The 12,866-nt window shown below is 34.7% G+C and carries 12 protein-coding genes; 3 read left to right on the top strand and 9 right to left on the bottom strand.

Annotated elements, in window-relative coordinates:
* Nucleotides 1-36: 36 nt before the first annotated feature.
* Nucleotides 37-540, bottom strand: coding sequence for a GNAT family N-acetyltransferase (locus BAQ44_RS21500; protein WP_071723628.1), 504 nt, complete (start codon nt 538-540; stop codon nt 37-39).
* A gap of 232 nt (nt 541-772) precedes the next feature.
* Here BAQ44_RS21500 and BAQ44_RS21505 point away from each other — a divergent pair, with 232 nt between their 5' ends.
* Nucleotides 773-1,375 carry a hypothetical protein gene (locus BAQ44_RS21505; RefSeq protein WP_071723629.1) on the top strand — a complete coding sequence of 201 codons (603 nt, stop codon included), beginning with the start codon at nt 773-775 and terminating at the stop codon, nt 1,373-1,375.
* A gap of 140 nt (nt 1,376-1,515) precedes the next feature.
* Here the strand turns inward: BAQ44_RS21505 and BAQ44_RS21510 are convergent, their stop codons facing one another.
* From BAQ44_RS21510 to BAQ44_RS21540, 7 genes are all read right to left on the bottom strand, one after another.
* Nucleotides 1,516-1,911 (bottom strand): VOC family protein, encoded by a 396-nt coding sequence (locus tag BAQ44_RS21510; RefSeq protein ID WP_071723632.1) that lies wholly within the window; start codon nt 1,909-1,911, stop codon nt 1,516-1,518.
* Nucleotides 1,912-2,113: 202 nt separating this feature from the next.
* A complete protein-coding gene (locus BAQ44_RS21515) occupies nt 2,114-2,818 on the bottom strand; it encodes a nucleotidyltransferase domain-containing protein (protein ID WP_071723634.1) in 705 nt (234 codons plus the stop codon).
* Nucleotides 2,819-2,894: 76 nt separating this feature from the next.
* Complete coding sequence (locus tag BAQ44_RS21520; RefSeq protein WP_071723636.1) at nt 2,895-3,479, bottom strand: hypothetical protein; 585 nt, start codon at nt 3,477-3,479, stop codon at nt 2,895-2,897.
* A gap of 107 nt (nt 3,480-3,586) precedes the next feature.
* Nucleotides 3,587-3,913, bottom strand: a complete 327-nt coding sequence (hmoA, locus tag BAQ44_RS21525; protein ID WP_000469503.1) for a heme-degrading monooxygenase HmoA — start codon at nt 3,911-3,913, stop codon at nt 3,587-3,589.
* 96 nt (nt 3,914-4,009) lie between these two features.
* Nucleotides 4,010-5,230 (bottom strand): MFS transporter, encoded by a 1,221-nt coding sequence (locus BAQ44_RS21530; RefSeq protein ID WP_071723638.1) that lies wholly within the window; start codon nt 5,228-5,230, stop codon nt 4,010-4,012.
* Between the two features lie 53 nt (nt 5,231-5,283).
* Nucleotides 5,284-6,327 carry an ArsR/SmtB family transcription factor gene (locus tag BAQ44_RS21535; protein ID WP_071723640.1) on the bottom strand — a complete coding sequence of 348 codons (1,044 nt, stop codon included), beginning with the start codon at nt 6,325-6,327 and terminating at the stop codon, nt 5,284-5,286.
* Between the two features lie 142 nt (nt 6,328-6,469).
* On the bottom strand, nt 6,470-8,761 hold the full coding sequence (locus BAQ44_RS21540) for a glycoside hydrolase family 3 C-terminal domain-containing protein (protein ID WP_071723643.1): 2,292 nt from the start codon (nt 8,759-8,761) through the stop codon (nt 6,470-6,472).
* A 173-nt stretch (nt 8,762-8,934) separates the two neighbouring features.
* On the opposite strand from BAQ44_RS21540, the gene BAQ44_RS21545 reads away from it, so the two are divergent.
* Nucleotides 8,935-10,170 (top strand): helix-turn-helix domain-containing protein, encoded by a 1,236-nt coding sequence (locus BAQ44_RS21545; protein WP_071723645.1) that lies wholly within the window; start codon nt 8,935-8,937, stop codon nt 10,168-10,170.
* Nucleotides 10,171-10,368: 198 nt separating this feature from the next.
* Entirely contained in the window at nt 10,369-11,562 is a 1,194-nt protein-coding gene (locus tag BAQ44_RS21550) for a NupC/NupG family nucleoside CNT transporter (RefSeq protein ID WP_071723647.1), read from the top strand.
* A gap of 41 nt (nt 11,563-11,603) precedes the next feature.
* Here BAQ44_RS21550 and BAQ44_RS21555 read toward each other — a convergent pair whose 3' ends face one another.
* Nucleotides 11,604-12,848 carry a glutamate-5-semialdehyde dehydrogenase gene (locus tag BAQ44_RS21555; RefSeq protein ID WP_071723648.1) on the bottom strand — a complete coding sequence of 415 codons (1,245 nt, stop codon included), beginning with the start codon at nt 12,846-12,848 and terminating at the stop codon, nt 11,604-11,606.
* Nucleotides 12,849-12,866 lie beyond the last annotated feature (18 nt).

Genomic DNA, 12,866 nt, shown 5'->3' on the forward strand with positions numbered 1-12,866 from the left:
TCTTTTTCATTTTTTGTTCTGAATTGGGTCAAATTTCTACAGATCGCGTACGTTCCACACAATCTCACCGCGCTCCCCCCACGTACTGTGATGCCGCTTAAACCCTATCTTTTCTAATACTCGGAAAGACGCCGTATTCCAAGCACCTACAGTAGACCAAAGTCTATGACGACCCGTAGCAATTGCAGCCTCAAGCACAGCTGATGCTGCCTCTGTCGCATAACCCTTGCGATGAGCACTTTGGAACAACTCATATGCAATTTCCGGCTCTTCAAGCGTGGACCGACCGATGATTAAGCCACAGTATCCGATGAAATCCCCTTCTTCTCTCCTACGAATAGTAAGAAGAGAAATACCATTTTCAGTTGCTTTCTTGCGCATTTCGATAAGAGAGCTACGAACCGATTCAATAGTTGGCATGTCCACGCCACGTTCACCAATTAATTTTCTCAGCCAAACCGCATCAGATTCTTCCCACATATTTAGGTCGAGTCGTTCCGTTTTTAGCTGGAATGCCATATCTTTAAATACAGCTGTCATAGCGATAACCTCCTATTCATATCACTGTACTACTTATAATAATTTCGTACTTTACCATATGGGAAACCTGCTTGATTCATACATTATTTTATGCATAATCAATTCCTCTGCAAAATAGCCCTTGTTATCAGACTTCATTTTAAATCTACAATATTCGAGTTATGAATGATCTTACATTTAAAAATGTATCTTCCTTTCTTTTTTGTTAAAATAAAGAAAAGGAGGAATGATTATGAAACGCATGACTTTTGAACGCCCTACTGATTATTACGATGAAAAATTATATACTATCGATGAAAAAATTTGTGCACTATTAAAAGAACGGAAAGAACTTTCAGGTGGTGATCCAGGCTTTCCACATGATGAAGCGATTTACAAATGGGCAAAGCAATTCGGTTTTTATCCAGACTATTTAAATTCACTATTCTCTTCCATGATGGACGAAGGTGAATTTAAACCTCGCGTTGAACCAACTACATTCCAAAAACATATACCGGTTTTTAAAACGTATGAACATAACGGTATCATGTATACGGTAACTTTTATTCGGCAATATGCAAATGCTAGTGTAGTTTATTTATATAGTGATTGGGATTCCACTGATGAAGTTTTTAATGAAAATAAGCCTCATAGTTTTTTCCAATTATCAATAGATGATACATATGATTGCTGGCCAGAAGGTGGTGGCGGCACTGATGGACATTTTAGTCATCATTTCGTTATATCTCCTGCCCTTCCTAATAATTTGTCTGGAATAAGCTTACGATTTAAAGAACTTAATATACCGTTTAGGAAAGATCAAGTTGTGCTTGAATTTGAGATTCAGATAGATTAATAAAAAGGCTGTCTCACAAACCCTTTTCCTGACTAAAATTCGTTTGTTTTTACTTTTATGTCCCTTAAAATGATCAAGCCCCTTTCCAAACTGGATAAGGGGCTATATTTACAACATTCAACAATTACTCTTGTTGGTTGCTATTGAATTTTCTTACCATCTTTATAGTCAAGGCAAGACACTTCAATTAACAATCCATTAAACATTGTAAAATAAAAACCGTAACTACTACCTCTCATAGAATACGGTGCCTTTTCTATTTCAATACCTCCAGCTACTAAACGATTATATGCTTGATCAACTTCATTTGAAGTATCCACTAAAAAACCAATATGAAAAGCTTCAGGATACATAACTTCCTTATTCCCCTTAAATGCTTTGGGGTCGCTTAGTACAAGTAGAAATCCACTCTCGTCACTCATCACTACTAGTGCCTTTCCCTTTTGCTCCAAAAATTGAAAATCAAAAAATGTTTCAAAGAAATGTCTCGCTTCTGATAAATCATCGACGCATAGATTCAAATGATTTAACTTCATTCACTCATCTCCTTTTAACCACAGGGTATGTAGACTCATTTTCGTAACACTTAAATATGTAAGGTAAGATATTCAAGCGTTCCATCTAAGACTATGCTTTATAGTCTAATACTTTTCTCTATGACCTAGAACATTTTTTAATGAATGCAATTACATGAACCATTCAACGTGAAATATTAATGTACTATATAAAATAGCCACATTATTTAATTTTCAAATTATGTAAAACCCACTCAATCAAGAAAATTGCTGAAGAGGTACGTTCTTTCGTAGCACCTAAAAATAGTTTATGAAGTAATACCTCCAATTGAATTGGTTTATTAGGCAACGCTTGAATATACTTTAAAACAGAGCCCGCTGGCGGCGTGGGTTGGTTATTAATAGCCCATATCCCTTCTAACAATGTCCACGTTGACGTATGAACGATGTATGAAGCTTTTAACTCATCATTTACTTTCAAAGCAGACTGAATTTTAATGAGTGAACTATGCAACCAATGAGAAATACCTTTCACTTTGCCACTAAAAACACGATAGTTTTCAAATTCATAGGTAGCTATCTCCTTTAACCTTTTCAACTCGCCGCTTTTATCAAATAAAATTTCCCCTTCTAAAAATGAGTATAGTTCCATCGGATTGTTTTTAAAGTTTACTAGTATTTGATTAACGCCTGCATACTTATATTCAACTAAAATTTCTTCCCTCGTTTCAGAATGAAACTTCTTCTTTTGTCCGTCTTCTAACAGAATATATAAGTCTAAATCCGAATCAGGATATGCATCACCTCTTGCGACAGATCCGATAAGCATACATCCAGTTACCTTATCTATTGATAAGATTTCAGCTACTATTGTTTGCACTAATTTTTTATGTTGTTCATGTTTAATAGATGTTTGTGCTTCAAACATTTGTAACCTCCAAATATTTTATTATGGGGTTAGTCCTTACCTAAATATATTGTACTTCTCTTACAATCTTCTATACTTATTCAACAATTGTCAGTTCATATACAATTGCGTCTTTACTGCTTTTTGTTTTATCTTGAATTGTAACAATATCTCCAGCTTTTATTTTCGAAGCATTCACTACTTTTACCATCTCAGGCGGAACATATCCTCCATTGTTCTCTTTATTTAGCGGAAACCACTTTACTGATTTATTAGTTGCTTCTAAAATTTTATATTTAATTGTACCATCATACTTTATTTCACCAACAAGATCTTTTACTAATGTAGGTGTATATTTATCCTCTTCTTTTTCCAAAGAAATATGATCACCTATATCTAGGATACCGTTTCTTACAGGTGCCTCCCATTTTGTTGGATTTAAATCATTTAAACTTACTTTCACACTATCTTCTTTATTTGAGCTAGCATCTTTTAGAAATATTTCATTATAATTCTTATCAATAATAATATACTCTTTCTGCTCTACTATTTTTGCACTAGTTTCACGTTTTTCTTCCTCATTGTTAGATACTTCTTCTTTCACATTATTACTACACGCTGATAATAATGTCGTCGCTAAAGTTGCCATTAGTAATATTTTTTTCACTTCATTTACCTCCATTTATAACGAAACAATAAAACATATATCACAACCATATTTTACTATAAATCAAAAAAAGAGGATATTTGTTTATTACTAAACAAATATCCTCTACCTTTACATATATATTACGATTGTTGATAAGCCGCTTTCGATGATTTTACATAATAAACTGCGTGATCAACGTTAATAATATGATCTGGTTTTGGTTTCCCACGACTCGCTCTATGTCCTGCTAAATGTTCTTCACTTGTTTCCCAGTTTTTCCATGCTTCTTCAGATTCCCAGCGAATCATAACGACAACTTCTTCATCTCCGCGTCTTACTTTTTTCACAAGAACACTTAAGTCGATGAAGCCTTCAAATTTTTCAATAATACCTTCTCCAGTGAAACGTTCTACAACTATATTTGATGTACCTTCTTTTACTGTAAATGTTTTCGTTTCAATAAACATATATTCCACTCCCTCTTTTTAATACGAATACTAGTATTCTTCTATTATAGTTGATTATGATAATTATTTTCAATTAAAAAGTTTTAATTGTTTGAATTATGCTGTTTTCTCTTCAACAGCTTCATCTAAAAATTTGAAATACGGAAGGAATAATCCTATTAAAGAAGTAACACATATAATCGCACCGATAATAAAGTATAGTGCTCGTATTCCCCACATTTCACTTAATATGCCTCCTAATAACACACCTAACGGCATAGCGGATCGTATGAAAAATAAACGCACTGAAAATATTTGTCCTATCATATTGTTTGGTACTGTTTGTTGGCAAATTGTTGTGTTATGAACATTGAAAAATGAAATACAAATGCCTGCAACTACTTCAATAAACACCGCAATTACTATACTATGATTGAACCCTAGAGAAATATATGTTAATCCTCCTATAAACAATCCACCAAGCATAAGTATACGCCGGCTTTTATATGTTACTTTTCCGACTAGTATAGATCCAATTACATAGCCAAACGGAAAACCAGCCATAAAATAACCAAACTCCGCATACCCTGCTGACAGCTCATCTTTTATATAAGGAAGATTTGTAACCAGCGTTACCCCCACCCCAAATTGCACGAAAGTAAGAAAGACACCGAGCCAAACGATAACTGGTTTTGTGAAAAAATATGTAAAACCGTGAAGAAACTGTTCTAGCCACGTTTTCCGAATGGATTGTGTTGTTCTCTTTTCTTTTATATAAAGTAAAAAAGTGCCACTAACAAATAGACAAATACATACGAAAGATAGTGTAAGTTCTACTCCAATCAAATGAATGGCCACTCCGCCTAATATTGGTCCAAGAAACATCATAAGTCGAGCCATCCCATCAATATATGCATTTGCGTCTTGAAGTTGTTCTTCACTTACCATACTCGGTGTAATGGCTTGACTTGCAGGTGTATACAGCGGCGTAATAAGCCCGATTATAATTTGTACGACATACACATGCCAAACTTCTATACTACTAGTAAGTAACATGCCTAACGGTAGTAAGAAAACCGAAGCTCGCACCCATTGTGAAAATATCATAATCCACTTCCGGCTCCATTTATCAATAAATGGACCACTTATAAGTTGCAGTATGAGCGATGGGATAAAATATAGTAACCACATACTACTTAATGCTGTTTTTGACCCTGTTAATTCGTAAACAAGAATCGAATTACATAACGTTCCGAAAGCCCCGCCCAATTCTGAAATCGCGCTTCCAATCCACATGAAAAAAAACGAACGATTTTTCAACACATTTTTCAATTTCATACACCAACTTTTCTCTTAAATTCCTCCCTTTATGTACATTCTCTAGTTGCATATTATCTATTTAAAAACGCATCTAATTCTTTCGCTAACGACTGTACTGCTTTCTTTCTTAATACATATTTCCCGTCATGTATATCAACTAACTTCGCTGCACGCAACAATTTCAAATGATGGTGTACAGTCGATTTACCGAGTTGCAATCTTTCTGTAATTTCCTGTAATGTTCGTTCTTTTTCGAACAACATTTTTACAATGCGTAATCTTGCTTCATCCCCAAGTGCTTTATGTTTTTGAACTAAAAAATAATTCGGTTCATACAGATCTTCAGGATGGATACTTTCGTTTGCGACTGGGTAATGAAATACTTTCGTATCTTCAATATCCGCCTCAATATTCCACGGTCTGTATATCATTTGCGGGATAAGAAGTACATAATGAACACTTGGCTCTGGCATATAATTCACTCCACCGGTCGCCCACTCGACAAACTCTTCTGGTTTCATCTTTTTATTCATTTCATTTTTCGCTTCATAATCTCGTTTTAATATAGATAGTATTTTCTCTTCCTCTTTCCGAATAACACTCTCATACCAACCTGTCATAACAGCGATTAAATGGGATTTCAGCACTTGTACATGAACATCACATATAAAACGAATATACGCGGAGAAAAACTGATGATCATGTGTCAGTTCCATTAGTTCATGTATTGCAGTTACATCTCCACTTGCTGCTAAATGTCTTTTCTCTTCATACTTCTCGCCTAAAAACGGTAAACATATATACTTCAAATCTTCTTCTGAAAGCGAATCGATTTTAGTATTAAACTGCGTTAAATCCTGAAACTCTCCTTCATACAATAACTGAAGCAACGCTTTCCACGTATTATGTTCTTCTACAAACTGTAAGTGCTCTCTCATTTCTTCTGTTAATGATTCCTTAATCTCTGCCCATTCATTTTGACTCTTTTCAAGAGTATCGATTAACCTTTTATGAGTAATTGCTGCAATACCTAATGCGCATTCGAAAAGTATCGAATACTTTATTTGAACATTGTACGTTTCCCTCTTTCTACTCGTTACGTGAAAGACTTCCATTTTATCGCCTCCTTATTTTACTACGTATTAAATTCTATTTTTATCGAATTATACCTTCTATTTTTTTAGAATTTTAAAACTTTATGGAACGTAAAAAAAACGCAGTTTATTTGCAAACTGCGTTTTTTATATTATTCGTTACTTATTGATTCATTTGCGCATCGTTTAATAGCTCAATAATTTCACCCAACATTTCTTCTGTAAAAGCACCGGCACTAAAGTTCACTAACGCTCGTAACGGCATATAGTTCAGCATAGCCTCCATCATTTCAGAGGCATCACTATCCCCTTCAGCCATACTACTAAACGGGCTATCTTTTAATGCTTTCTCCATTAGTTCTTTTGCGATTGGCGCTAAGATTGGGTCCATAAATATTTCCCCTAGTAACGTATTACGATGTACAGGTTTTCGAATTATAGTTGTTGATTGAACAAAAATGCTATCATGTAAAACAATCTCTTTTGAAGATTTCCCTACTAAAATTTCGAATTCACCTGTTTCGACATGCCAGTCCTTCCATTCAACATTGTAATAAGCAAATGATCTTTTATTTAAAGTAAAACTAACCGTTTTTTCTTCTCCCGGTTGCAATTCTACTTTTTCAAACCCTTTTAATTCTTTTTCAGGCCGAATCATACTGCTTTCAACATCTTTTATATAAAGCTGGACAATTTCTTTCCCTGCTATACTACCAGTATTTTTCACGTTTACACGAACAGAAACCGTATCCGTATCTTTTATTTCTTTCTTATCGATTGAAATATTACTATACTCAAAGTTTGTATAGCTTAATCCAAACCCAAATGGGAACAATGGTTCAATCTTTTTCTTATCGTAATAACGATAGCCAACGAACACACCTTCTTTATATTCCACTATGTCACCTTCACCAGGGAAGTTTAAGTAAGATGGGTTATCGCTTAACACTTTCGGGAATGTTTCTGCTAGTTTCCCACTTGGGTTCGCGTCACCAAATAATATATCAGCAATCGCTCCGCCTAACGCTTGCCCTCCTAAATAGCCTTCAAGTATTCCTTTTACTTTTCCTATCCATGGCATTTCAATTGGCGCACCGTTACTTAAAACTATAACGATATTATTTTGTACTTCAGCGATAGCTTCAATTAATTGCACGTGATTTTTTGGCATTTGTAAATGTTTTCGATCAAATCCTTCCGATTCATAGCGATCTGGAAGTCCAACAAAAAGAACAGCTGTATCTGCACTCCCTGCTACTATTTTCGCTTCATTAATTATGTTTTCATCCACATCATCGCTTGCAAGGTCATAGCCTTGTGCAAATAATATATTCGTTTTTTCACTTGATACCATTTCAATTTCTTCAAGAATACTTTCAAGCTTTGTTGGATTAATATGAGAGCTTCCACCGCCTTGATAACGTGGTTGCTTTGCAAACTCGCCAATTACTGCTACTGTTCCTTCTCTTTTCAACGGAAGGATGGAATCTTCATTTTGTAACATCACCATACTTTCACTTGCAACTTCTCTTGCAAGTTGATGATGCGCTTCCTTACTATACACAGCATTTTCTAATTGATTATCCACGGCTTTAAAAATAATGTTGAGAAGACGCTCTACTGATTGATCAAGTTTCTCTATTGTTAACTCACCACCGTTAACTGCATCAATAATTTTCTTCTCACCAATCCCAAAGCTTGAAGGCATTTCTAACTCCAAACCGTTCGCTAAACTTGCAACACGCTCATTTACTGCGCCCCAATCGGATACGACAAAGCCTTCAAATCCCCATTCATCTTTTAAAATATCATTTAATAAATACGTATTTTCCGAAGCGTATTCTCCATTTATTTTGTTGTAAGCACTCATTACTGTCCAAGGCTGTGCTTCCTTAATAACATCTTCAAAACTAGCAAGATAAATTTCACGCAATGTTCTTTCATCAACAATTGCATCTACAGACATTCTGCGATGCTCCTGGTTATTAACAGCGAAATGTTTTAATGATGTTCCAACCCCTTGACTTTGTACACCTTTAACATGGTTTGTAGCCATTTGTGATGATAAATATGGATCCTCTGAAAAATATTCGAAGTTTCTTCCGCACAGCGGCGAACGTTTTATATTTGCACCTGGACCAAGAAGAACCCCTACATTTTCAGCCTGACATTCTTCTCCTAATGCAACCCCTACTTGATTGATTAGCTCTTTATTCCATGTACTTGCTAATCCTACTGCCGATGGGAAACAAGTCGACGGGATACTGTTATAAATCCCTAAGTGATCTGCCCCCTCTGCTTGTTTTCTAAGACCATGTGGTCCGTCAGTTACCATAATGGAAGGAATACCTAATCGCTCAATTCCTTTTGTATTCCAAAAGTCTAATCCAGAACATAGACTTGCCTTCTCTTCTAATGTCATTTGTGAAATAATGCTCTTAATATCTCTGGTCATAATAGATAGCCCTCCTAAAAAATAATTAAGTAAACGCTTTCCTAATGTTATTATAGTTATTATTTTTTATATATTATGGTATATTCTTTAGAATACTTGTAAAAATTTCAGTTAATTATTTATGACTATCCGCACTCACACTGGCTAATTTTTATAGAATAGAGGTTAAAATCATGAATGGCTCCAAACTAGAAGATTTATATTATATTTGTAAATTAGTCTTTGACATACATAAAACACCTATCTTTTTTATTGATAACAACGGCAATTTGGCATTTGAAATCTCGCCTAATTTTCAGCAGCACCCTTTCTATTCTTTAAAAGAGCAGTTATGTAATCAACTATTCAAAGAAAATTCCGCTTATAATTTTCCGGTACTAGAAGAGACTTCTTTTCTTGAAAATTTTTTCTCCATTAACTTACGTTTGAATGATCAACTTAGTGGGAACATTATCGTTGGACCCGTACTTTATTCCAGACTATCGGAATCCTCCATTAAAGGTCTCATAAATGATCTTCATCTAAAAATAAACAAAGAGGAAATGGTTCAATATTATCAATCCCTCCCCGTTTTAAGCAATTTAAAATTTATAAATGTAAGTATGATTTTATATTACATGTTGTATCAACAAAAATTAGACATTGCTGATATTCTGCAAAAAAATATACTAGTAAAAAAAACAGAATTTGAAATTGAACAACCCGATATACATATATCAGCGCAACGTCAAAGTACATTAACTCATATTGACCCTCAGGCTGAAAGAAAAATATTTGAATGTATTAAGCAGGGAAAAAAAGATGATTTAATTAAAAATTTAAGGAGTCTACCTGAATCAGGAGATCTTGGGGTATTGTCAAAAACAAGTCACTTGCGCAGCCAGAAAAACTCTGCCATCGCAGCAATTACACTTGCGACAAGGTCAGCTATAGATGGTGGACTATTTCCTGAAATCGCATATACACTTAGTGATTTATTTATTCAAAAACTCGAAGAAATAAATAAAAGTGAAGCCATTTCCCCATTTTTGGAGACTGCTTTACTTGAGTTCTCAGAACGAGTAAAAAATGGAACGATACAAAAACACTCAAAACCTATAAACGTATGTCAAAATTATATATTTACTCATCTTTACGAAGAAATTACACTATCTCAACTTGCACAAATAGTCGGATTAAATCCTAGTTATCTATCTTCTCTTTTCAAAAAAGAAATCGGAATGTCACTAGGCGAATATATACAGCGCGCTAAAATTGATGAGTCAAAAAGTTTAATGACCTACACAAGACATTCTATATCCGAAATTTCTACACTATTAAATTTCCATGACCAGAGCCATTTTACAAAAGTCTTTAAAAAACATACAGGTGTTTCACCTAAACAATTTAAAAATGGAGCTAGTTACTAATTTCCCTTTTTCTACTCGTTACGTGAAATACTTTCAACTCCCTCTGCTTATTTGCTATGAGTTCTTTTTAGTATTTAAAAATAATATGAATGAATCCCTAACATCATTTACATTCTTCATAACTTCTCGTTGTAACCTAAATTAAGAAGAATAGGAGCTTTTTTATATACAAATAATAACTCTTAAGGAGTTGTTGACATGCATTTCATATTAAATATGTTAGGGATTTTCATTGTAATCTTATTCGTTTTCCTATGTTCGCCTAATAAAAAACAAATAAAATGGAGACCAATCGTTATTCTAATCATATTGGAGCTCTTTATTACATGGTTTATGTTAGGCACGAAGCTGGGCAGTATTATCATTAATAAAATTGCGTCATTTTTCAGTTGGCTACTATCATGTGCGAATGAAGGTATTCGGTTTGCATTTCCTTCCGCTATGGAAAATCAAACCGTTGATTTCTTCTTTAGTGCTTTACTTCCTATCATTTTCGTTATCACGTTCTTTGATATTCTTTCTTATTTTGGAATCTTAACTTGGATTATTGATAAAGTAGGTGCAGTTATTTCAAAGATTTCTCGTTTACCAAAGTTAGAAAGTTTCTTTTCGATTCAAATGATGTTTTTAGGAAACACGGAAGCACTTGCCGTTGTTCGTGATCAATTATCTGTCTTAAAAGAAAATCGTTTATTAACCTTTGGAATTATGAGTATGAGTAGCGTTAGCGGATCCATTCTTGGCGCTTATTTATCAATGGTTCCGGCAACATATATTTTCAGTGCTATCCCTTTAAACTGTATTAACGCATTAATTTTGGCCAATGTATTAAATCCTGTGGAAGTTACGAAAGAAGATGATGTCGTATATACACCTTCAAAAGATGAAAAAAAAGATTTCTTTTCTACTATTTCAAACAGTATGTTAGTCGGGATGAATATGGTTATCGTTATTTTAGCCATGGTAATTGGTTATGTAGCATTAACTGCCTGTTTAAATGGGCTATTAAGCTTTGTCGTATCAGGTTTAACAATACAAAAAATCTTCTCTATTATTTTTAGTCCCTTTGCTTTCTTACTCGGTTTATCAGGTAATGATGCTATGTATGTAGCTGAATTAATGGGGATCAAAATAACGACGAATGAATTTGTTGCCATGATGGATTTAAAATCGAATCTAAAGTCGTTACAACCACATACGATTGCGGTTGCAACGACATTTCTAGCTTCTTTTGCTAACTTTAGTACAGTAGGCATGATTTACGGAACTTACAATTCATTATTTGGCGGAGAAAAATCATCCATAATCGGTAAAAATGTTTGGAAGCTTCTTGTTAGCGGAATGGCTGTATCCTTATTAAGTGCTATGCTCGTTGGATTATTTGTATGGTAAATAAATAAAAGACACCCAAGGTAATTGAGTGTCTTTTATTATTATCGAATCTGCCCATTTCCACGAATCACATATTTTGTAGAAGTTAATGCAGGAAGTCCCATCGGTCCCCTTACATGTAGCTTTTGTGTACTGATGCCAATTTCTGCGCCGAATCCGAATTCAGATCCATCAGTAAAACGAGTTGATGCATTATGATATAGTGCAGCCGCATCTACAGCTGTGAAGAATTTACCGACGTTTTCCTCGTCTTCTGTAATAATTGCTTCAGAATGCATAGATCCATACGTATTTATGTGATGAATCGCTTCTTCTATAGAAGAAACTACTTTCACTGCCAGCGTGAGTGATAAAAATTCAGTACCCCAGTCTTCTTCTGAAGCAAGTACAATTGAAGAATCAATCGCCAGTGCTTTTTGATCACCACGTAACTCCACGCCTTTTTCCTTCAATGCTGAAAACAATTCGCTACCAAATTGCTGTGCCCACTTCTCATGAAGTACAATCGTTTCAATGGCATTACATACAGATGGACGCTGCGTTTTTGCATTTATAATAATATTAACTGCCATTTGTTTATTCGCTGTTTCATCAATGAAAATATGACAATTTCCTGCACCTGTTTCAAGTACTGGAACAGACGCTTCTCTCACTACAGTATCAATTAATTGTTTGCCACCTCTTGGAATAAGAACATCTAGGTAATCGTTTAATGTGAACAACTGCTTTGCGCTATCCCGCGTTGTATCTTCTATAAGCTGTACACTTTCTGGAGGCAAGCTTGTTTGTTTGAGTGCTCGGTGAATAACAGCAACGATAGCTTTGTTAGAATTGATAGCTGAAGAACTACCACGTAATATTACTGCGTTTCCTGTCTTCAAACAAATTGTAGCAGCATCTACTGTTACATTCGGCCTTGCCTCGTAAATCATACCAACAACACCAAGTGGTACACGCATCTCCTGAATAAATAATCCATTTGGTCGCTCCCATTCACTTACACATTCTCCAACAGGATCACGTAATTCAATTAACTGCTGAATCCCCTCTGCCATATCAATAATACGCTGTTCATTCAACATTAGACGATCTAGAAGTGAATCAGAAAATCCTTTTGCCTTACCTTCTTCTAAATCCCGTTTGTTTTCCTCTAAAATATAAGCTACTTCTACTCTTAACTGATCCGCAATAGCAGCAAGTGCTTCATTTTTTTGATTTGTAGATTTTAGTACAAGTTCTCTAGCAATTTCTTTCGCTTTTATTCCTTTTGCCAACACTTCATTCATTTTTATTTCCTCCTTTTT

The organism is Bacillus mobilis (assembly GCF_001884045.1).
Lineage (GTDB): Bacteria > Bacillota > Bacilli > Bacillales > Bacillaceae_G > Bacillus_A > Bacillus_A mobilis.